This is a genomic window from Lactobacillus sp. ESL0700 (genome assembly GCF_029392095.1).
Lineage (GTDB): Bacteria > Bacillota > Bacilli > Lactobacillales > Lactobacillaceae > Lactobacillus.
In genome coordinates this window covers 1,340,786-1,362,344 of sequence record NZ_CP113930.1, presented here as the reverse complement: position 1 = coordinate 1,362,344, position 21,559 = coordinate 1,340,786, and the positions used below count along the sequence as shown (strand labels likewise).

Below are 21,559 nucleotides of genomic sequence, written 5' to 3'. Positions count from 1 at the left end.
GTCGGTTGGTGCAAGACTAAAAAAACTAATTGTGAACTGAGCCTGAGAAAAAACCTTTCGTTGTGCTGCCGCGTTAAGGAGCGATAGAGGGTCATGCTGCGGCATGAAACTTAGGTGGTACCGCGATTATTCGTCCTATGATTAGTTTCATAGGACTTTTTTTATGAGGTGAAGCAGATGTACAATCACAAAGTTGTCGAAAAAAAATGGCAAGATTATTGGGCCAAAAATAAAACTTTCAAAACGGGCAGCGATCCGAAGAAGAAAAATTATTATGTCATGGACATGTTTCCATTTCCATCTGGTAAGGGATTGCACGTTGGTCATCCAGAAGGTTATACAGCAACTGATATTACTGCCAGAATGAAGCGGGCACAGGGCTATAACGTTCTTTATCCAATGGGTTGGGATGCCTTTGGTTTGCCAACAGAACAATATGCGTTAAAGACGGGTAAAGATCCGGCTGTTGTTACTAAGGAAAATATCGCTACTTTCAAAAAGCAGCTGCACAAGCTTGGCTTTTCTTACGATTGGGATCGTGAACTTGCAACTTGTGATCCAAAATATTATAAGTGGACGCAATGGACATTTGAACAAATGTACAAGCATGGTCTGGCTTATGAAGCTGAAGTACCGGTTAACTGGTCACCGGATTTAGGGACAGTTGTTGCGAATGAAGACATTGTTGACGGTAAGACAGAACGGGGCGGCTTTCCAATTTATCGTCGTAATATGAAGCAATGGATGCTGAAGATTACGGCTTACGCTGACCGTTTACTTGCTGGTCTTGACAAGCTTGATTGGCCGGAAAACGTTAAGGAAATGCAACGTAACTGGATTGGTCGTTCAGTTGGTGCCCAAGTTACGTTCAAAATTAAGAATTCTGATCAGACCTTTGACATTTTTACCACTCGTCCTGATACCTTATTTGGTGCTAGCTATGCGGTTTTAGCACCAGAGAACAAATTGGTTGAAAAAATCACCACAGCTGACCACAAGGCAGATGTTGAAGCATACGTTAAGGACATCGAATCCAAGTCTGATTTGGAAAGAACTGACTTGAACAAGAATAAGACTGGTGTCTTCACTGGTGCATACGCAATTAATCCGGTTAACGATGAAGAAATTCCAATTTGGATTTCAGATTACGTTTTGGCAACTTATGGTACTGGTGCAGTAATGGCCGTTCCAGCACATGATGACCGTGATTATGAATTCGCTAAGAAGTTTGACTTGCCAATTAAGCCAGTTATTAAGGGTGGCGACATCACTAAGGAAGCTTACACTGGCGATGGTGTCCACTTTGATTCCGAATTTTTAAACGGCTTAAAGGTCGAAGATGCGAAGAAGAAAATCGTAGCTTGGCTTGAAGAACACAATGTTGGTGAAAAGAAGGTCAACTACAAGTTGCGTGACTGGGAATTCAGTCGCCAACGTTACTGGGGTGAACCAATTCCTGTTATTCATTGGGAAGATGGCGAAACTACGTTAGTTCCAGAAGACCAATTACCATTAGTCTTGCCACATGCAACTGATATTAAGCCTTCAGGAACTCCTGAAAGTCCGCTTGTTAACTTGACTGATTGGGTTAACGTTGTTGATGAAAATGGCCGCAAGGGTAAACGAGAGACCAATACGATGCCTAACTGGGCTGGTTCATCATGGTACTTTATCCGTTACGTTGATCCACATAATGACCAAAAGCTCGCTGACTACGACTTGCTTAAGAAGTGGTTACCAGTTGACTTGTACATTGGTGGGGCAGAACACGCAGTACGGCACTTGCTCTATGCACGTTTTTGGAACATGGTTCTCTACGACTTGGGTGTTGTACCAAATGAAGAACCGTTCCAGCGTCTATACAATCAAGGTTTGATTTTAAAGAACCACGAGAAGATGTCTAAGTCTAAAGGCAACGTTGTTAATCCAGACGATGTGATTGATGAATACGGCGCAGACAGCCTGAGAACTTACGAAATGTTCATGGGTCCATTAGATGCCTCAATTGACTGGGATGACAATGGTCCTGCTTCAACTAAGAAGTTCTTGGATCGCGTTTGGCGCCTATTTGTAAACGATTTGGACTTGAAGGCAATCCCACAAGAAAACATCGTTGCCGAAAATGACGGTACTCTGGACAAGGTATACGCAGAAACTGTTAAGAAGGTAACCGAAGACTTTGAGGCTTTGCACTTTAACACCGCAATTTCACAAATGATGGTCTTTGTTAATGCGGCTCAAAAGGCTAAGACAATTCCACGGGAATACGCAGAAGGCCTCATTACTCTGATGGCACCAGTTGCACCTCACATGATGGAAGAAATCTGGCAAATCATGGGTCATGACCAATCAGTCACCTTTGCTAAGTGGCCAACTTATGATCCAGCTAAGTTAGTTGAATCAACCGTAGAGATTATGGTTCAAGTAAACGGCAAGTTGCGTGGCAATTTCAATGCTGCTAAAGATACAGCTAAAGATGAATTGCAAGAGCAAGCTTTGGCATTGCCACATGTGCAAAAATTCTTAGCTGGTAAAGATGTTAAAAAGGTTATCGTTGTACCGAATAAGATTGTTAACATTGTTGCCAAATAAAATTTAATTTTTCCTAAAATGAATAGCTATGTGATTGAGAATTATTAGCTTTGCTTGCAAAATAGGATAGTTAGTACACTAGATTTAGGGAAAATTAATGAAAGAAAATAATTTAAAAGAGCAAAACACGCAGGATACCTTCATTAAGGGTAGTGCGTGGATGACTTTTGGCTCGATTACATCACGGATTTTGGGTGCGTTGTACATCATTCCGTGGTTTATCTGGATGCAGCCGTATGGCAATATTGCTAACGCGCTAACGGCTAGAAGTTACAACATTTATAGTATTTTTATCTTGATTTCAACAGCGGGAATTCCCGGAGCAGTTGCTAAACAGGTCGCCAAGTATAATGCCCTTAACGAATATGGCGTTGGTCGCAAATTATTTCGTAAAGGTCTAATTTTGATGGTGGTCTTAGGCATTGTTTCGGCAGCTGTGATGTATTTTGCCTCGCCACTCTTAGCTTCAAATGGGTCACGTAGCGATCCGCGACAAGTGGCGGTAATGCGCAGTCTGTCTTACGCCATCTTGATTATCCCGATTTTGAGTATCATGCGGGGATATTTTCAAGGGTATGCGGATATGATGCCGTCGGCTGTTTCCCAATTTGTGGAACAGCTTGCTCGTGTCGTGTGGATGCTATTAACTGCATACATTATCATGCAAGTACAACACGGTTCTTTTGTTAATGCGGTTGTCCAGTCAAACTTGGCAGCGGCCATTGGGGCAGTTTTTGGTATCGCAATTCTAGTCTGGTTTTTGTTTACGCGGCGGCACAAGTTGAATGACCTTGTTGCTAACTCAAACAATGAAGTTGAAGTTTCAACAATGGGACTGTTTGGTGAAATCATCGCTCAGGCAATTCCGTTCATTATTATTGATGCGGGAATTCAGCTATTCTATTTAGTTGACCAGTATACTTTCCACCCAATGATTGCAGGCTTGGTGCAGGCTCGTTACAACACAATTGAAACTTGGTATGCGTTGTTCGCGCTTAATGCGAATAAGTTAATCATGATTATTGTCTCCCTAGCTAGTGCAATGGCAGTTACAGCAATTCCACTACTGTCAGCAGCCCATGCCAAGCACGATTTTCACGGTATTTCAAAGCAAATTGGTAACACGCTAGACCTATTTTTGTTCGTGATGATCCCAGCAGCATTTGGGATGGCAGCAATAGCGACACCGATTTACACCATTTTTTATGGTTATGACAAGTTGGGCGCAGATGTTTTATATTTGTCATCCTTTACAGCGATTTCGCTGGGGCTATTTACCGTTTTAATGGCTATCTTGCAAGGATTATCAGAAAATGGTCTGGCAATAAAATATCTTGTGCTCGGGCTGATAATTAAAATTATCGCGCAGTACCCAATGGTGTATGTTTTTAAAATTTATGGCCCGTTAGTAGCCACTAATTTGGGGATGCTAGTTATTATTTTCTTGGCCCTGAAGCATTTGCAAGTGAGTTATGACTTTAATAGCAGTCGGACCAGCCGGCGGTTTATCGGCATTACTTCATTTTCTGTAATTATGTTTCTACTTGTGATAGTAGTTGAAAAGGCTATGGAACTTGTATTAAATCCCGCAGTTCGTTTGCAAGCACTATTGATTGTTGCTGTTTCCGTTCTTGTTGGTGGCATCTTCTATGTCTTTGCGGCAATTAAGTCTGACTTAGCGCAAAAGATTTTAGGTGACAAGATTGTTCCGATTTTAAGAAAATTACATATTCGAGCATAAAAAAAGACGTTATCACGTAATTGTGATAGCGTCTTTTTTGGTTACAAAATAGCATCAAAGCTGCTTTGTACGCCCCTGCCAAGGAATTCTATTGTACCATAATACTTAGATAGCTAATAACTCAATGCTTATGATATTCACCATTAGGGATATTATCGGGGCGGTTATGCTCTGGAATTGCAAAGGCAGCAATAATATAAAGTATTAGACCCCAACCAGTAAAGCAAATCAGGGCACCGCCGGCAATTCTTGTCCAAGCCTTGTCCCAATCGAAATATTCAGCGATGCCACCTAAGACACCAGTCAAAATTTTGTCGCGCGATTTTGTTAAATGTTTTTGCATTATTCTGCTCCTTTACCATGATTTAGGTTATAAAAAAAGCCAATCCTTACAGATTAGCTTTTAAAAATGCCCCGAAAAAGATTCGAACTTTCACTTAGTTGCCTAAACAGCGACCTGAACGCTGCGCGTCTGCCAATTCCGCCATCGGGGCTTAAATATTTTTAGCACAGTAATAATAATACCAAAAATTTGGTAAAATGTAAGCATAAAACAGAAAATATCTAAAATTTTTTTCTGATTAAGGAGGATTTATGACTTTTAAGCATAAATTTAACAGAATTATTGTTGCTTTGGCAGCAGTTGTGTTACTGATGTTGCCGGTAGCGCCGGTTTCTGCGGCAACTCAGGTGCCAAATGATTATCATACTAACCAGTTGAATTTAAATGTTAAGTCGGCGATTGCGATTGATAGCAAGACCGGTCAGTTATTGTACGGCAAGAATATTAATCAGCCGCTGCCGATTGCTTCGATGACCAAGCTGATTACGGTTTATTTGACTTTAACGGCAATTAAAGAGGGAAAATTAACGTGGCAAAGTAAGGTAAAGCCAACTGATGCGATTATCCGGGTGGCCAACAACAAGGATTTTTCCAACGTGCCCCTGCATGTGGGCCACGAATACAGCATTAAGCAGCTATATCAGGCGACTTTGATTGAGTCAGCTAATGGTGCCGCGATGCTATTAGGGCAAGCTGTCAGCGGCGCCCAGGAGCCGTTTGTCAAAAAGATGCGGCAGCAACTGATTAAATGGCAGATTAATGATGCGCAAATTTATACTAGTTGTGGCCTGCCGAATAAAGATGTGGGTGCCGATGCTTATCCGGGTGCCGCCAGCCAGGCTGAAAATGAACTCTCAGCTAAGGACATGGCAATTGTTGGCCAGCATTTACTCACGGATTTTCCGCAAGTTATTAAGACGGCCAAGATTGCTCGGTTGGACTTTATAGATCAGAATGCGCGAACGGCAATGGTGAACTTTAACTGGATGCTTAAGGGCTTAGCGCAATATAATCCTCAGTTAAAAGTTGACGGTTTAAAGACTGGGACAACTGATGCAGCTGGCGCCTGCTTTATCGCAACGGCCAAGCATAACGGTGCCCGAATTATTACCGTTGTAATGGGTGCCGCGCACCGTGATGGCAGCGACCCGTCGCGTTTTGTTCAGACTAAAGAGCTATTAAGCTATCTTTACCGTACTTATCGGCCGATTATTTTTACCAAAAACGAAGTAATCACGGGTCTAACCAGGATGAAAGTTCATAACGGCAAGGCGCGGCAAATTAATATTGGCATGAAAGAAAATAGCGAGGTCTGGGCACCGATTAACGGTGCAAAGCTGCACATTGAATTAGCCGATGACCAGGTTGAGGCACCTGTAAAAATCGGACAGATAGCAACAAATTATCTGTTTAAAGCGGGCAGGACCCCGTTAATTTCGCTGACTAATCCTAGTGGTGTTCGCCTGCCAGCCAAGGCATTTCAGGGGACGACGAGGGTTAACTTTTTAGTTCGCTTCTGGCGTTGGCTTTTTGGAGGTTAAAAAGTGACAGCAATTTCAGCAGATATTTTAACTAAAGTAATCAAAAAAAGACGCAGCGATACCCATAAAGGCAATTACGGACGCGTATTATTAATCGGCGGCTGTGAAAATTATGGCGGTGCAATAATTATGAGCGCCGAAGGCGTTTTAAACAGCGGCGCGGGGCTTGTAGCAGTGGCGACACATTCGCTTAATCTGTCAGCCTTGCACGCGCGTGATCCCGAAGTGATGTACATCGATTGGCGCGATCATGATTTATCCGCGCTAATTAAAAAGATGGATGTTATTGTCTGTGGTCCGGGACTGGGGCTCAGCAATTTTGCTCAAGAATTAATGCAGGTCTTGTGCGCTAATTTAACTGAGAAGCAGACGTTAGTTTTAGATGCCAGCGGTCTTGATTTAATTGCCAAGCAGCACAATTTAATTCCGCAGCATGTCGGTCAAATCATTTTGACACCGCACCAAATGGAGTGGCAACGCTTGAGCCAAATAAAGATTGCCTTTCAAACCGACAGTGCTAATTTAACGGCATTAAATGAACTTTTTCCGCAGCAGAACGCAATTTTGGTTTTGAAATCGAATCATACGCATGTTTATTGCGCCGACGGCAGTGTTTACGTCAATCCGTTAGGCAATCCTGGAATGGCGACGGGCGGGATGGGCGATACACTTGCTGGGATAATTGGCGGCTTTTGCGCGCAGTTTGGTAATGAAATTGCTACGGTCTTAGCTGCTGTTTATCTTCATTCGCTTGCTGGTGATCGAATTGCCCAAAAGGATTACGTGGTTCGGCCAACTAAAGTCAGCGCATTATTGCCGCAATTGATGAGAGAATACGCAGGTTAAAATAGTTATATCAATTAAGTTTTGTTGTAGAATAAGGCTACGTGCTAGAAAGAAAGGATGAGAATGAAAAAAAGTCTATTAAAGCCGCTTACTTTTTGTTTTGTCATTTTAATCTGTGTCATCAGCTTGGCGCGAATTTCAATGCCACAAACACACGAAAAAGCAAGTAGGCCTACCACAAAAGAAACTGTAGTTAAAAAGACAGCCGCTTCTTTTCGTCCTTATCAAGATCCTAGCGATTTGCGCCAGCCATATAATTGGCGTAAGTCGAGTGAACGTAAGCCGTATCCTAAGATTAAACCGCTAGAAAATGACATTACAATTCGGGTTTCACTTAAAGGTAACCGGGTTTACATTTTGCGTAATAATCGGCGTATTTATACGATGCTAGCCAGTGGCGGTGTCTTCAAAAACGGTAAGTCGCTAACCCCGACAGGTACGTTTCGCATTCAGGATAATCGCGGTGAATCTTTTTACAACCCGAATTTAAATGAAGGTGCCAATAATTGGACGAGCTGGGATAAAAAAGATGTCTATCTGTTCCATTCAGTGCCAACTAAAGACAACGGTAAATATAATTTAAAAGAAGCCAAAAAGTTGGGTAAACAATCTGGTTCACACGGCTGCGTTCGTTTGAGCGTGCCGGACTCGGCGTGGATAATGACCAATATCAGGACAGGCACCAAGGTGATTATTAAGAATAATTAGGTGAAAAGAGTTGGCGAGGACTCTTTTTCCTGCTATAATCGTGTTTTGGAGAAGTTAGAAGTAGTAAGCAATTTCCTAATTAGCGAGTCTGTATGTGGTGGAAGGCAGGCTGGAGAAATTGGATGAAGGCGTGTCTAACCGATAATTTAGTAAATTTAATAAGCGGATACTTTGTATCAAATAGAGTGGTACCGCGGGTAAAAACTCGTCTCTTTCTGCATGGGCAGGAAGGGACTTTTTTCGTAAAGTGAGGTAAAAATGGATTTTAAAAATGAAGTAGTTGCGCTATTAGCACCGCAAGTTGACTTACCAAAAGAAAAAATTGCGGCCTTAATTGAGCGGCCAAAAAATGAAAAAATGGGCGATTATGCCTTCCCAGCATTTGCGTTAGCTAAAGTAATGCACAAAAATCCGGCTGAAATTGCTAAGGAAATTGCAGCGCAATTGTCCAGCCCGAATTTTGCCAGCATTCAAGCAGTTGGCCCATATGTTAACTTTGCCATCAATCATGAAAAGCTGATTGTCCAAACATTAAGTGATGTTTTAACGCAAAAAGAACACTACGGTGACCAAGAACTTGGTACGGGCAACGTTCCAATAGATATGTCCAGCCCGAACATTGCTAAGCCAATGTCAATGGGCCATTTGCGGTCAACAGTGATTGGTAATTCAATTGCTAAAACGCTGCAAAAGGTTGGGTACACCCCAATTAAGATTAACTATTTAGGTGACTATGGCACGCAATTTGGTAAATTGATTGCGGCATATAAGCATTGGGGCGTTGAAGAAGATGTTAAAAAAGACCCAATCATGAACTTGTTTAAGTATTACGTTAAGTTCCATCAGGAAGCTGAGAAGCATCCAGAACTTGATGATGAGGGCCGTGCTTGGTTTAAAAAGCTAGAAGATGGTGACCCAGAAGCAGTTGAGTTGTGGCAATGGTTCCGTGAAGTTTCACTTGTTGACTTTAAGCGCATTTACAAGGAATTAGGCGTTGAGTTTGATTCATATAAGGGCGAAGCTTTCTTCAATGATAAGATGCAACCAGTAATTGATGAGTTGAAGCAAAAGGGTTTGTTGCATGAGTCTCAGGGTGCTCAAGTCGTTGACATGGGTGAAGGTGAAAATCCAGCCTTGATTGTGAAGTCAGATGGAACCAGTATTTATTTGACACGGGACTTAGCAGCTGCCATTTACCGGATGAAGACCTACAACTTTGTCAAAATGTTGTACGTTGTTGGTAATGAGCAGTCACAACACTTTGTGGAACTGAAGACTGTCTTGAAGAAGATGGGCTATGACTGGGCTGATGAAATTCACCACGTGCCATTTGGTTTAATTACGCAAAACGGCAAGAAGCTGTCAACGCGTAAGGGTAACGTTGTTTTCTTAGACAAGGTCTTACAAGATGCTGTAGCACTTGCGCAGAAGCAAATTGAGCAGAAGAATCCAGACTTAGCAGAGCAAAAGCAAGTTGCGCATGATGTTGGTGTTGGGGCTGTCATCTTCCATGATTTAAAGAATGACCGGACAGATAACTTTGACTTCGACTTAGAAGAAGTTGTCCGTTTTGAAGGGGATACTGGTCCTTATGTTCAATACACAAATGCCCGTGCCCAGAGTGTATTGCGTAAAGCCGCAAAGATGGATCAAAAGCCAGATTTGGCTAACATGACTTTGGCAGATGACTGGTCCTTTAGTGTGGCTAAAGCCTTAGCTGATTTCCCTAGAATTGTTGCCCGCAGCAGTGAAAAATTTGAACCATCAGTTATTGCCAAGTATGCACTAGATTTAGCTAAAAAATTCAACAAGTATTATGCCAATGTCAAGATTTTGACCACTGATGAGCAAATTGCTTCTCGCCTTGCGCTAGTTGAAGCAACGTCAATTGTGTTAACAGAATCCCTTCGCCTTCTAGGAGTTAACGCACCAAAGGAAATGTAATTGAAAAATATTTTTCTAAAACAAGCGCTTACATGAAATAAAAGATTGTTCAATGATTAATTATTACGGTACAATATCAATGTAAGTTTATATAGGAGGTATTTTTAATGGCTTATTTAGATAATGGTAATCAGATCTTTAAAGACGCTCGTAAAAACCATTATGCAGTAGGTGCATATAACACTAACAACTTGGAATGGACTCGTGCAATTTTGCGTGCTGCTGAAGAAACTAGAACTCCAGTTTTAATTCAAGTTTCAACTGGTGCTGCTAAGTACATGGGTGGCTACAAGATTGTTAAGGACATTGTTGAAGACACAATGGACGCAATGAACATTTCTGTTCCAGTTGTCTTGAACTTGGACCACGGTGACTTCGAATCAGCTAAGGAATGTATCGCACTTGGATACTCCTCAGTTATGTTTGATGGTCACGCACTTCCAACTGACGAGAACTTAGCTAAGACTAAGGAAATCGTTAAGTTAGCTCATGAACGTGGCATTTCTGTTGAAGCTGAAATTGGTAAAATTGGTGAAAACCAAGGTGCCGATGGTGGTGAATTAGCATCTGTAGAAGACGCTAAGACATTCGTTGCTGCTGGTGTTGACAAGCTTGCTTGTGGTATTGGTAATATCCACGGCGTTTACCCAGAAGGCTGGAAGGGCTTGAACTTTGACCGTTTGAAGGAAATTGCTGACGCTGTTCCTGTACCACTTGTTTTGCACGGTGGTTCAGGTATTCCTGAAGATCAAGTTAAGAAAGCTATCTCACTTGGTATTTCCAAGGTTAACATCAATACTGAATTCCAATTGGCCTTCCAAGGTGCTACTCGTAAGTACTTCGAAGCTCACAAGGATGAAGATAAAGCTAACAAGGGTTACGACCCACGTAAGTTGTTATTGCCAGGTACTGAAGCCATTACTGATGCCATGAAAGAAATGATTGGCTGGCTTGGAACTCCTTCAATCGACGAAGAGCTTAAAAATGCTGCTTTTGACAGAAGCTCATTGAACGAAGAATAATTTTTAATAACCAATAAAAGTCCTATTTGACTAATTGAAGTCAAGTAGGGCTTTTTTTGATATAAAACATATCTAGCTAATTTTGAAAATGATTTTTCCTTGTGCTATATTAATAAAATATTAAAAAGAGGTGATTAATAAAATGAAAGTTAGAACTATTGCTGGTAAAATTGCGATAACCTTTTTAACATTTACCGTGTTTTTCACTTTGTTCCGTTCTTCAATGGCTGGGATATTTTCTTTATTTTATGCAAATAGCGGTATTCCTGATGCTCAAATTTCGGCAATTAAATCTTGGCAAAGTGTGGGAATTTTAGTGGGGATGCTGCCATCAGGATTCTTAGCAGATAAAATTGGTCGACTTAAGGTACTAAACCTGTCTGCATTAATAATTAGTTTTAGTTTCTTTTTATTGATAATAAATCCTTGTTTTATCATATTTTCTCTAGCGGAATTTTTGTATGGCATTGGCTTAGCATTTAATTCTGGAACTTTGCTAGCGTACATTACAGATTTACAAGAAATAAATCAAATTAAACCTAGTAGTAGATTGATGGGTCAGCAAGCAGCGCTTTTGAATATTGCTACGCTAATTGGTGGCAATATTGGAACGTGGCTGTTTGGTTTTAAAATAACGGCTCCTGTCTGGTTCGGCCTACTTGGTCTGGCTGTGTATCCATTGTTTGTCTTAATTTTTATTAAAGTCATGGGCTTTCATGATAATCGGGCACAGGCTTCTGCTAAGCACATTAATTTTCTTAAAGCAATAGCAGCAATCATTAGGAAAAAATCATTTTGGATTCTGTTTTTGGTTAATATTGGCTACGATTGCGGGACTCAATTTTTAATGATTTACTGGTCGATTATTTATGTTAAACAGTTTGGGTTTAACTTATCAATAGTCTATACGGCCTTTATGTGTGCGACGATTGGTGGAGCATGGGTATTTCAGCAAATGTCTGGACAAAATTTTACGAAATTAACCATTGCCAGTACATTGTGTATGATGTTGCTGCTATGCAGTAATTCTGCTTTCAGCAATCGGTACATACTTTTAGCTATTTTCTTGCTTGTTGAATTGTTGATGGGCCTAATATCTGGGCAAATTTCTGCTCTTAGCAATCGGGCAATTTATGGTGAAAATAATAAGTCGTTGATGTTATCTGTCGTTTCGTTCTTGGTGGAAATTATTGTCAGCTTGTCGCTAATTATTGATGACCAAATTATCGTAGCAAACAATAATTTAACCGTTATGTACTGGGTTTCAGCTGCTTACTTTGCCTTAATTTTATTAGCCGTACCATTATTGCAAAAAAGCGAGGGGGTAAAATGACCACAATTTATTTAATCAGGCATGGTGAACCTGACACAAGCGTGCATGATGACTGGACAAGACCGTTAACCAAGCTGGGACAGCAACAAGCAATAGAAGTTGCTGGCAAATTTGAAAACGTAACATTTACTGCTATTTATTCAAGTCCGTTTACCAGAGCGGTAGCGACAGTAACACCGCTATCGCGGCAACAAAATTTAGCAATCCAAACTAGCAATTCACTAATTGAGCGCAGAATGCCAGAGTGGTTCAGTAATGCAAAAGCTTTTCGTGAATACATTCAAAGACAGTGGCAGGATTTTACTTATACTGCAAAAGGCGGCGAATCTTTAGCAGAAGCACAGACAAGATATCTTGCTTTTTTAAAGAAAATACCTGAATCGGGGACTGTTGCAATTGGTACTCACGGAACAGTAATGAGTGTAGTCTATGATTCTTTACATCACGGCCAAGGCTTCAGTGCTTGGCAAAATTTACCGTATGCGGCGATTTTGCGCTTGAAAGTGACAAAGAAGCATCTGATTGCAGCAGATTTTATTTAATTACGATAATTCTCTTGACTCTGACCTTGCGTCAACCTCTATAGTTGTGAATAGGAGGTACCAATATTGATTACTAGCAAAAAAATTCAGGAACTAACGGGTCTATCTGCACGTACTTTGCGCTATTACGAACAGCTTGGACTGATTAAGCCCGAGCGGGATGCTGCGTCGAATTATCGGGTATATCAAGAAAATGATGTGACTACTTTACAGCAAATCCTTATTTTCAAAAAAATGGGCTTTAAATTGAGTGTCATTAAGGATATTTTACAAAATCCAGAATTTAATCTTGATGCGGCGCTAGAATTGCAAATGAAAATGCTGAATAAGCAAAAGCAAGAATTGGAGCAAGTAATCAATAATGTTAAACAAACTATTCAGGCAAGAAAAGGAGAAATCACAATGACAGATACAGAAAAATTTGCCGGACTAAAAGAAACATTATTGCAAGAAAATGAAGCAAATTATGGTGACGAGCTTAGGCAAAAATATGGTGAGCATACTTATGAAGCAGCTCAAGAAAAATTCACCAAAATCTCAGAGAGTTCATATCGCGGTTTAGTTAATAATGAAACAAAATTAATCCAAAACTTACATACTGTGCTGCTTAATCCAGAAAAAGAAGCAGAACTGAAAGAAAGTATTTTTGCAGAACATCAGGCTTGGCTTAAACAATTATTGCCGCAATATTCGACTAAAATTCATTTAGGAATTATTCAGCTCTACCAATGCGACAGCCGTTTTAGTGCGTATTATGATAAGCGAGCTGGTGCAGGTGCAACTGACTTACTAGTGAAGATTTGCCGATCATTTTTATCATAAAAAAATCTCCTTTTCTAAAATGGAAAAGGAGTCTTTTTAGTTTGCGCATCTTAAAATTTAAGTTTTTCTTGTGGCAGTTTAATCTGAACTTGATCAAAGGAAAACGGCTTAGTGAACGACATCTGGTAGGCAGTTAGGTGCAAGAATTCGTCTGGGCTGCAATCTGGATTATAGAGTGGGTCGCCGACAATTGGGCAGCCAATGGCAGCTAGGTGAACACGAATTTGGTGTGTTCGGCCGGTTTCAAGCTGCAATTTAATTAGAGCCTCGTTAGATGTTTGGCTTAAAACTTGATAATGGGTAATTGACGCCAGACCGTCTGCACTGACCATTCTCTTGCGTTGGTCACTTGGATCCTGACCAATCGGCAGAGTGATTGTGCTACTTGCCTGCAATTTTTCCGGGTGATTAACGACTGCCATGTACTCACGATGAAAAATTTTGGTAGTCAACTCGCGGTTAAGAATTGGCACAACCGCCGGATTTTTAGCGACTAGCAATAAGCCACTGGTTAACATATCTAGGCGGTGGACGACAAAGGGACTGAAGCCTAAGTAGGTGGCGCAATCATTTAGTGCCGTATCGGTTTCGGCTAAGTTGGGATGTGTCTTTTGCCCAGCAGGCTTATTAATCACAAGCACATCATGATCTTCATAAATAACGTCGGGCAGATTGCCACTAGCTGGATAAGTACCTTGCTCAGATTCAACGCAGTCCAGTTCTAATTCGATTTTGTCATTTGGGTAAACCAATTGGTTAAAATATCGATAATGGCCATTGACGCGGATTTTTTGCTCAATTCGTAAGAAATGACGCCACTTGCGCGGCACTAACAGCTGGCGTAACAAGTCACCAACAGAACATGGTTTGAGATTTTTGGGATAATTAAGTGTAAAATAATAGCTCATAAATATTTATTAAGTCTTTTTGTAAATAAAACTAATCCTCTTCTAATATGATACAATTTTAGGTGTTTCTAAAAGGAGCAGAATTTATGGACAATAATGAACCAAAGAAAAACGGTTTGAGTGGGGCGTGGCGTCGCTTTGATAACCGTTTTTATATCGGTCGCTGGATTATTTTAATCCTGCTTAGCGTGATCCTTTTGGTTTGTACGTATTATACCGTTAAAGTAAAAACTTCGAATATATCTAATTTAAAGGCCTCTTTGTCAACAACGACTGCCATTTATGATTATAAAGGTCAAAAGGCAGGGTCGCTGTATTCACAAAAAGGTTCCTTTGTCGAATATAATAAAATTTCGCCAAATGTCAAGAATGCCGTCATTTCGACTGAAGACCGGACATTTTGGACTAATCCCGGCTTTAGTATCAAGGGGATGGCTCGGGCTGGTTTAGGCATTGTTATTCATCATGGGCAAATTTCTGGTGGGGGGTCAACAATTACCCAGCAACTCGCCAAGAACGCGCTGTTAACGCAGCGGCAAACATTTTCGCGTAAATTAGAGGAACTGTTTTTTGCTATTGAGATTACGCACGTTTATTCTAAAAAAGATATTTTAACAATGTATCTTAATAATGCTTATTTTGGCAATGGCGTTTGGGGCGTGCAGGATGCTAGTAAAAAGTACTTTGGCAAGGATGCTAGTCAGCTGACTGCCAGTGAGGGTGCCACTTTGGCCGGGATTTTACGTAATCCTAGCCAATATAATCCGATTGACCACATGTCTTACGCACTTTCGCGGCGAAATTTAATTTTAAAGCTAATGGTTGAAAATAAAAAGCTCTCTCAATCAGAGGCTAAGATTGCTCAAAAGCAGGGCTTAACGCTGGTCGATGCTTACCATAATCAAGATGGTTACCGTTATCCGTACTTTTTTGATGCGGTAGTTGATGAGGCGATTAACCGTTATGGCTTAAAAGAAGAAGACGTGATGAACAAGGGTCTGAAAATTTATACGACATTGAACCAAAATTATCAGGGGCAATTGCAGGATAAATTTAGTCAGGACTGGCTCTTTCCACAAAATGCGGCAGATGGTGCCCAAACGCAGGGTGCCAGTGTTGTGATGGACCCAGCAACTGGTGCTGTGCGGGCAGTTATTGGTGGCCGCGGCAAGCACGTCTTTCGTGGTTATAATCGAGCAACGCAAATGAAGCGGCAGCCAGGGTCATCGATTAAGCCGCTGGTTACGTATGCGCCAGCACTGCAAGAGGGCTATCATTACGACTCCCAACTTTCAAATAAGCTGCAACGCTTTGGTAAGAATGGTTATGAGCCTCATAATGTTGATAATGGCTATTCTGACAAAATCCCGATGTACACGGCTGTAGCTCAGAGTAAGAATGTGCCTGCGGTTTGGCTACTCGACAAAATTGGCGTTGCCAAGGGTGTGCAGTCGGCTAGTAACTTTGGCCTCAAGGTGCCTAAGTCCGACCAGAACTTAGCTTTGGCCCTTGGCGGTTTATCTGGTGGTGTGTCACCATTGCAAATGGCTAGAGCTTACTCTGCCTTTGCCAATAAGGGGAATCTGCCAAATAGCTCGTACTTTATTACGAAGATAACTGATGCCAGTGGCAATGTCTTGGCTGAGAATCATAATCCGGGTACTCACCGCGTGATTTCAACTAATACTGCTAAAGAAATGACGACAATGCTACTAGGCGTTTTCAGTGGCGGGACAGCAACTTCGGCGCAGCCAAATGGCTACCGCGTTGCCGGAAAGACGGGTTCAACAGAAGTACCGAACTCGTATGGCTTTGGTACCAAGGACCAGTGGATTGTTGGCTACACACCAGATGTTGTCGTGGCAACCTGGGTTGGTTTTGATAAGACCAACAGGGAGCATTACATGCATGGCGTTTCGGAAACTGGCATTACGCGGCTTTATAAGGCCGAAATGGAAGGTATTTTACCGTATACCGCGCAAAATCAGTTTACTGAGAAGGCACCTAACCAAATTATTAAGCAAAATGGTGCTGGTTCAGATTGGACCAGTGGTCTTGGCGATAAAATTGAAAAAGGTTTTGGTTCGGCGAGTCAAAAGCTCAATGAATGGTATAATGATGTTAAGGGCCTAATTGGCCATTAATTTAGGAGGACTTTTTATATGGTAAACATCTACGACTCAGCTAATCAATTAGCTTCTGACTTGCAGAAAATCGACGAATACAAGGCTTTAGAAGAAGCAATTGACGGCGTTAAGAAGAACGCTGACAGTTCAGCCTTGTTTAAGGAAATGGACAAGATGCAAGCGCAAATTATGCAAGCCCAAGCTCAAGGTCAGGATATTGGCAAAGATATTCAAGACGAATATAAGCAATTGAACGAAAAAGTACAAAAGGATCCACAGATTTTAAAACTTTTGCAAGCAGAACAAGGTTTGTATAAGACAATTGATGATGTTCAAAAGGCAATTACTAAGCCGATTAATGATCTTTATGAAGGTCTTAGAAACTAGAAAAAATTATGAAATTTATCCACTTTGCGGATGCACATTTAGATAGTCCATTTTTGGGGCTATCTTTTTTGCCATCTAAGCGATTTTCTCAAATTCAACAAGCACCCAATCAGTCTTTAAGTAAGATTGTTGATCTCGCCTTAGCAGAACAGGTTGACCTCGTGTTAATTGCTGGCGATACCTTTGATAGCAGCCGGCCTAATCCCGGCAGTCAATTGTTTTTGGCTGACCAAATTAAGCGCCTGACAGATGCTCAAATTCAGGTAGTGATGATTTTTGGTAACCATGATCACATGCAGGCAGCAGATTTATTAGTGCCAGATAGTCCGTACTTTAAATTGCTGGGCGATGGTGAGCAGGTTGAAACTGTGTCTTGCCAAACTAGAAGCGGCTTTGACTACGATGTTAGTGGCTTTTCTTATCTTAATAATCACATTACTTCTGATCTCGTGCCGGATTTTCCTGCTAAAACTGCGCATTATACCTTTGGAATGATGCATGCTCAAGAAAAGGCGGGGCAAGCCAGTCAAAATGTTTACGCACCGTTTAATTTGAGCGAATTAAAAAATCTTAATTATGATTATTTTGCTCTTGGTCATATTCACTTGCGGCAAATTTTGTCAGAAACACCATTAATTGTTTACCCCGGTAATATTCAGGGCCGCCACATTAACGAATTAGGCGTTAAAGGCTGTTATCTAGGAATAATTAACGAGCAGACAAAGAAGACGCAAATTAAATTCATGCCAACTAGTCCAATTGTTTGGGCAAAAGCCACTTTGGCTTTAACTGCTGAAATTACGCCTAATGATTTACAGATGCATATTTTAGCAAGTCTTAAACCAGAAGCAACGACTTATTATAGCTTGCAAATTATTGGTGCCGAATATTTGAATGATCAAGAGCGGGAATTGGTGCAGGATACCAATTATTGGCAGGGGATTTCGCGAGAATTAGCTTTTGAGTCGCAATTAGTGGATGTGCGCTTCACTACTAACAGTCGCTTAGAAATTGCTGCTAACGACCAAGCTTATTTTACGCAAGCAGAAGAAGAGCTGTTTGAGCCGGAAACATTTTCTAAGTTAGGTCAAGACTGGATTAAAAAGGATGAATTGGCTGCTGAATTAGCACAAGATCCGCAATTTTTACAAGAGGTGAAGGATTTAGCTGCAGTTAAGCTGAACAATAATTTAAAGGGGATCAACGATGAAACTGATTAAGATAAAAATTATTAATTTTGGCCAGTTTTCAAATTTTGCCTTTGATTTAGCGGATGAAAATCTGAATGTCTTTTTTGGGGCCAATGAAGCGGGCAAGAGCACAGTTGTGGCCTTTATTAAGCAGATTTTGTTTGGCTTTCATTTGGGTAAACGCACCAGCGATTTTTTTGAAGATTACAAACCATTGGCGCGTGTCAGTCCGATGGGTGGCTCGCTATTTTTTACCGCGGAAAATGGCCAGCAGTTTGAAGTAGAGCGGTTGTATGCCAGCGGCAAGGGATCAAAATTGGGAACACTGACCGTTAAGTGTGACGGGCAAGTTGTTCCCGAAAGTGTCTTTTTTGATCAAATTAAAAATATTGACGGCGACTTTTATGCCGCAAGTTTTATTTTTAATCAAGATATGTTGGCTAAAGTAATTGACATTAGCCAGACTGATCTCTTAGAGCGGATTTATTATTTGGGTGCCGCTAGCAGCGATCAGCTCATCGACTTGCGAGACAAGTTTGCCAAAGCAGCGGATAAATTATTTAAGAGTCGAGGTTCACTGCCGCCGGTAAATAAGTTGTTGACGAAGATGCAGGAGCAAAGAACACAGCTAGACGAAACCGAGGGTGAATTTACTGATTATCAAGTCTTGGAGTCTAGCGCGCTTGAGCAGAAAAATTCACAAAAAAATAGTGAAGCTGAATTACATAAGCTGCAAAGTGAATTGAATCAGATTGAGCAGTTGCGTAAGCAGCTACCGAATTATCAAAAGCTGCAGGAATTGAAGCAGCAGTTAAAAGAGGTTAAGTTTGATCCTGAGCAGTATCAACTTGCACAAAAATTGGCCGTCCAGCAGCAGAATTTACAACAGACAATTTCTGGCTTAAGAAAGCGACTCACGCAGTTTACGGATATTGCCGAAAACGCTAGAGCAGCCAAATTGGTCCAGAAAAAGCCAGAATTACTGCAGTGGAAAGCAGAATATGCTTCATGTGTGCAAAAAGCACAACAGATTATGCAGGCTGAGCAGCAATTATTGGCGTTAACCCCAGATTTACAACAGATTATTGGGTTCGATCAAGAGGTAATTATTAAGTTGCAGCAAGATTATCAAGCATTACCATCCAAGCAGCCGGTAGTTCAAAGTGATAATCCAAATAATCGAATTTGGCTGGTGGCAGCTGGTGTTTTGGCACTCATTGGTGTGATTTTATTAGTTACTGGTCCACAACTTGTTGGCGGTCTTCTGTTAGTTCTTGGAATTATTGGTGCTGGCTGGGCTGTTAAGCAGCAAAAAGTGCAGGAGAATAGGCAAGCAGCTGTGCATGCAAAGCAAGCTAAAGTTAAGCAACTGCAAACTGCTTTTAGCCAAAAGTATCACCTTAATCCGGAAACCTTGGACTTGCCTAATTTGCTCAATCAGTGGCGGCAATATCAACTGCAGAAGCAAAATGAGCAGGCCAATCGCGAGCAGCTAGCTGATTTGCAAGAGCAAGTTGACCAATTAGCACGCGAATTGAGCATGGTTTTGAACCACAATGTGCCGACAGATTTTGCTGGGGTGATTGCCGCACTTGATGCACTGGCTGAACAAGAACAGCAGAAGCAGCATCAAGAAGAAGCTAAGGCAACAGTGGAAAGTAACTTGGCAGAAAATAATGCCGAGTTGCAGCAGGTCAATTTAAAACTGAAAGCTGCGTTGGCCGAAGCTGGGGTTAAAACTTTAGCTGATTATGAGCAACTGCAGATTGTCAAGCAGCAACAGGAAACAATTAAAACGCAGATTGCTGCATTAACGGCAAATTTGCAAGATGATTTACCACAACTGGCCCAATTTTTACAAGATGGACCAAAAGTACAGGCAAAGGAAACTGCTTTGCGGCAGAAAATCGCTGCAGCTGAAGAGCAAAATCATGCACTTCAAGGTCAGGTAGCCGAAACTAACGTTAAGATGGCTAATCTCGCAAGCTCGACGGCTGTCTTTACGGCTAAACAAGAACTGGCCAACACGCAGACGCTATTTCGCAACCAAAGTGCTGAATATTTAGCTAATTTATTTGCCAGCAAGTGGATTAGCCGCGCGTTAGACCTTGCCTCCAATGAACGTTTTCCAAAAATGTTAACCGATGCAAAAGAATATTTGCGACTGTTAACAAATAACCGGTATAATGATATTAAAATTGATAAAAAATTATCTGTCACACGAGCTGATGGTAAGACTATCAAGGTGAAATACCTCTCGCGCGGTACGCAGGAACAACTTTACTTTGCCTTAAAGCTGGCGTTTGTTCAGCAGGTTAAGGACCAAATTAATTTGCCAATCCTAATCGATGATTCATTTGTTAATTTTGACGATCAAAGAACGGGCCAAATTGAACAGCTTTTAAAGCAAATTGCACAAACTACGCAAGTTTTGATTTTTACGGCACAAACGAAATTAGTTGAGCAATTAAAGCTGCAACCGCTGACTTTTACGAAAGGAACCGAAAATGTTTAGACGCCTATTGGATTACAATGATGGTGAAGAATTAGAGTTAGTAGTTTTAATTAAAAATTCCCAGTTGCGCCACACCAAAAAGGGCAAGCTATATTTAGCAATGTCCTTTGGTGATAGCTCTGGAGAAATTCGTGGTAATTTTTGGGATGCCAATAATCAGGATGCGGCAACCTTTAGTGCTGGCACACTTGTTGAGCTCAATGGTAGACGCGAAGAATATCAAGATCAGCCGCAGATTAAAATTTATAGTTTACGAGTGGTTGGGCCAGAGGAGGGCTATGATTTGAAAGAATTTATCAAGTCAGCCCCCGAAAAGATTGCGGACATGAAGGAAGAAATCAACCAATATGTGTTTGAAATCTTAAATCCAACTTGGAACCGTATTGTGCGCTATTTACTGAAAAAGTGGGATCAGCGGTTCTTTGATTATCCAGCGGGTAAGAGCAACCACCATGCTGTTCGTGGCGGCTTAGCCTTTCATACGGTGTCGATGCTGCGGGATGCAAAGGGAATTGCAGATAATTACCAGCAGGTTAATCGGTCGCTGTTATACGCTGGCTGCATTTTGCATGATATGGGCAAGGTCTTGGAATTAACTGGGCCTGCTGCTACGCAATACACAACAGAAGGCAATCTTATTGGTCACTTGGTGTTGATTGATGAGCAAATTATGATGGCCGCACAAGACATGAAGATTGACACTGAGTCAGAAGACTTATTGTTGCTGCGGCACATGGTCTTGTCGCACCACGGTAAGTTTGAGTATGGTTCGCCAAAATTGCCAGCCTTGCTTGAAGCAGAATTACTGCACCGGATTGATGACATGGATGCGGCAGTTTATGCCATTACTAATGCCTTACAACATACACGGCCCGGCAGCTTTACTGACAATATCATGAGTCAAGGTGGACGCAAGTTTTATCGTCCTAAGGTTGATGAGCCATTAAGTAAGTCGCATAAGTTAGAATAAACAAAAAAGAAGTTCGCAAGCGAACTTCT

Annotated in this window: 17 protein-coding genes and 1 tRNA gene; 15 read left to right on the top strand and 3 right to left on the bottom strand. The window is 41.3% G+C overall.

Annotated features, from left to right (window positions below; translation table 11 throughout):
- Positions 1 to 177 precede the first annotated feature (177 nt).
- Together leuS and OZX63_RS06430 are read left to right on the top strand one after the other, a co-directional pair.
- The gene (leuS, locus tag OZX63_RS06435) at positions 178 to 2,592 is read left to right on the top strand and encodes a leucine--tRNA ligase (protein ID WP_277142519.1); all 2,415 of its coding nucleotides are present in this window, start codon (positions 178 to 180) and stop codon (positions 2,590 to 2,592) included.
- A 97-nt stretch (positions 2,593 to 2,689) separates the two neighbouring features.
- A complete protein-coding gene (locus OZX63_RS06430; RefSeq protein WP_277142516.1) occupies positions 2,690 to 4,333 on the top strand; it encodes a polysaccharide biosynthesis protein in 1,644 nt (547 codons plus the stop codon).
- Positions 4,334 to 4,454: 121 nt separating this feature from the next.
- Here OZX63_RS06430 and OZX63_RS06425 read toward each other — a convergent pair whose 3' ends face one another.
- On the bottom strand, positions 4,455 to 4,676 hold the full coding sequence (locus OZX63_RS06425) for a PspC domain-containing protein (RefSeq protein ID WP_277142514.1): 222 nt from the start codon (positions 4,674 to 4,676) through the stop codon (positions 4,455 to 4,457).
- A 67-nt stretch (positions 4,677 to 4,743) separates the two neighbouring features.
- Positions 4,744 to 4,827, bottom strand: a tRNA-Leu gene (locus OZX63_RS06420).
- A 100-nt stretch (positions 4,828 to 4,927) separates the two neighbouring features.
- Between OZX63_RS06420 and OZX63_RS06415 the strand changes: the two genes are divergently transcribed.
- The 8 genes from OZX63_RS06415 (at position 4,928) to OZX63_RS06380 (ending at position 13,434) form a co-directional block, all read left to right on the top strand.
- Positions 4,928 to 6,217 (top strand): serine hydrolase, encoded by a 1,290-nt coding sequence (locus OZX63_RS06415; protein WP_277142512.1) that lies wholly within the window; start codon positions 4,928 to 4,930, stop codon positions 6,215 to 6,217.
- A 3-nt stretch (positions 6,218 to 6,220) separates the two neighbouring features.
- The gene (locus OZX63_RS06410; protein ID WP_277142510.1) at positions 6,221 to 7,063 is read left to right on the top strand and encodes an NAD(P)H-hydrate dehydratase; all 843 of its coding nucleotides are present in this window, start codon (positions 6,221 to 6,223) and stop codon (positions 7,061 to 7,063) included.
- A gap of 63 nt (positions 7,064 to 7,126) precedes the next feature.
- A complete protein-coding gene (locus OZX63_RS06405; protein ID WP_277142508.1) occupies positions 7,127 to 7,771 on the top strand; it encodes a L,D-transpeptidase in 645 nt (214 codons plus the stop codon).
- Between the two features lie 258 nt (positions 7,772 to 8,029).
- On the top strand, positions 8,030 to 9,715 hold the full coding sequence (argS, locus tag OZX63_RS06400) for an arginine--tRNA ligase (RefSeq protein WP_277142506.1): 1,686 nt from the start codon (positions 8,030 to 8,032) through the stop codon (positions 9,713 to 9,715).
- 107 nt (positions 9,716 to 9,822) lie between these two features.
- Positions 9,823 to 10,737 carry a class II fructose-1,6-bisphosphate aldolase gene (fba, locus tag OZX63_RS06395; RefSeq protein WP_277142504.1) on the top strand — a complete coding sequence of 305 codons (915 nt, stop codon included), beginning with the start codon at positions 9,823 to 9,825 and terminating at the stop codon, positions 10,735 to 10,737.
- A gap of 142 nt (positions 10,738 to 10,879) precedes the next feature.
- Entirely contained in the window at positions 10,880 to 12,070 is a 1,191-nt protein-coding gene (locus OZX63_RS06390; protein WP_277142501.1) for an MFS transporter, read from the top strand.
- On the top strand, positions 12,067 to 12,612 hold the full coding sequence (locus OZX63_RS06385) for a histidine phosphatase family protein (protein WP_277142499.1): 546 nt from the start codon (positions 12,067 to 12,069) through the stop codon (positions 12,610 to 12,612). Before OZX63_RS06390 ends, OZX63_RS06385 begins: the two co-directional genes overlap by 4 nt.
- A 66-nt stretch (positions 12,613 to 12,678) precedes the next feature.
- On the top strand, positions 12,679 to 13,434 hold the full coding sequence (locus OZX63_RS06380) for a MerR family transcriptional regulator (protein WP_277142498.1): 756 nt from the start codon (positions 12,679 to 12,681) through the stop codon (positions 13,432 to 13,434).
- Positions 13,435 to 13,484: 50 nt separating this feature from the next.
- Here the strand turns inward: OZX63_RS06380 and OZX63_RS06375 are convergent, their stop codons facing one another.
- The gene (locus OZX63_RS06375; RefSeq protein WP_277142496.1) at positions 13,485 to 14,342 is read right to left on the bottom strand and encodes an RluA family pseudouridine synthase; all 858 of its coding nucleotides are present in this window, start codon (positions 14,340 to 14,342) and stop codon (positions 13,485 to 13,487) included.
- A gap of 86 nt (positions 14,343 to 14,428) precedes the next feature.
- On the opposite strand from OZX63_RS06375, the gene OZX63_RS06370 reads away from it, so the two are divergent.
- Genes OZX63_RS06370 through OZX63_RS06350 form a run of 5 tightly spaced genes read left to right on the top strand, consistent with a single transcriptional unit; the run spans position 14,429 to position 21,530 of the window.
- The gene (locus OZX63_RS06370; protein ID WP_277142494.1) at positions 14,429 to 16,486 is read left to right on the top strand and encodes a PBP1A family penicillin-binding protein; all 2,058 of its coding nucleotides are present in this window, start codon (positions 14,429 to 14,431) and stop codon (positions 16,484 to 16,486) included.
- A gap of 18 nt (positions 16,487 to 16,504) precedes the next feature.
- Positions 16,505 to 16,855: a YlbF family regulator gene (locus OZX63_RS06365; RefSeq protein WP_277142491.1), complete on the top strand. Its 351-nt coding sequence runs from the start codon at positions 16,505 to 16,507 to the stop codon at positions 16,853 to 16,855.
- Between the two features lie 8 nt (positions 16,856 to 16,863).
- Positions 16,864 to 18,075: a DNA repair exonuclease gene (locus OZX63_RS06360; protein WP_277142489.1), complete on the top strand. Its 1,212-nt coding sequence runs from the start codon at positions 16,864 to 16,866 to the stop codon at positions 18,073 to 18,075.
- On the top strand, positions 18,062 to 20,560 hold the full coding sequence (locus tag OZX63_RS06355; protein WP_277142487.1) for an AAA family ATPase: 2,499 nt from the start codon (positions 18,062 to 18,064) through the stop codon (positions 20,558 to 20,560). Before OZX63_RS06360 ends, OZX63_RS06355 begins: the two co-directional genes overlap by 14 nt.
- Positions 20,553 to 21,530, top strand: coding sequence for an HD domain-containing protein (locus OZX63_RS06350; protein WP_277142485.1), 978 nt, complete (start codon positions 20,553 to 20,555; stop codon positions 21,528 to 21,530). Before OZX63_RS06355 ends, OZX63_RS06350 begins: the two co-directional genes overlap by 8 nt.
- Positions 21,531 to 21,559: the final 29 nt, after the last annotated feature.

Bases quoted from the DNA above. Each gene is read 5' to 3' on its own strand.
- fba (WP_277142504.1), top strand. From the start codon at position 9,823: ATGGCTTATTTAGATAATGGTAATCAGATCTTTAAAGACGCTCGTAAA.
- OZX63_RS06360 (WP_277142489.1), top strand. From the start codon at position 16,864: ATGAAATTTATCCACTTTGCGGATGCACATTTAGATAGTCCATTTTTG.
- OZX63_RS06370 (WP_277142494.1), top strand. From the start codon at position 14,429: ATGGACAATAATGAACCAAAGAAAAACGGTTTGAGTGGGGCGTGGCGT.
- leuS (WP_277142519.1), top strand. From the start codon at position 178: ATGTACAATCACAAAGTTGTCGAAAAAAAATGGCAAGATTATTGGGCC.
- OZX63_RS06385 (WP_277142499.1), top strand. From the start codon at position 12,067: ATGACCACAATTTATTTAATCAGGCATGGTGAACCTGACACAAGCGTG.
- OZX63_RS06430 (WP_277142516.1), top strand. From the start codon at position 2,690: ATGAAAGAAAATAATTTAAAAGAGCAAAACACGCAGGATACCTTCATT.
- OZX63_RS06405 (WP_277142508.1), top strand. From the start codon at position 7,127: ATGAAAAAAAGTCTATTAAAGCCGCTTACTTTTTGTTTTGTCATTTTA.
- OZX63_RS06355 (WP_277142487.1), top strand. From the start codon at position 18,062: ATGAAACTGATTAAGATAAAAATTATTAATTTTGGCCAGTTTTCAAAT.
- OZX63_RS06375 (WP_277142496.1), bottom strand. From the start codon at position 14,342: ATGAGCTATTATTTTACACTTAATTATCCCAAAAATCTCAAACCATGT.
- OZX63_RS06365 (WP_277142491.1), top strand. From the start codon at position 16,505: ATGGTAAACATCTACGACTCAGCTAATCAATTAGCTTCTGACTTGCAG.
- OZX63_RS06425 (WP_277142514.1), bottom strand. From the start codon at position 4,676: ATGCAAAAACATTTAACAAAATCGCGCGACAAAATTTTGACTGGTGTC.
- OZX63_RS06390 (WP_277142501.1), top strand. From the start codon at position 10,880: ATGAAAGTTAGAACTATTGCTGGTAAAATTGCGATAACCTTTTTAACA.
- OZX63_RS06350 (WP_277142485.1), top strand. From the start codon at position 20,553: ATGTTTAGACGCCTATTGGATTACAATGATGGTGAAGAATTAGAGTTA.
- argS (WP_277142506.1), top strand. From the start codon at position 8,030: ATGGATTTTAAAAATGAAGTAGTTGCGCTATTAGCACCGCAAGTTGAC.
- OZX63_RS06415 (WP_277142512.1), top strand. From the start codon at position 4,928: ATGACTTTTAAGCATAAATTTAACAGAATTATTGTTGCTTTGGCAGCA.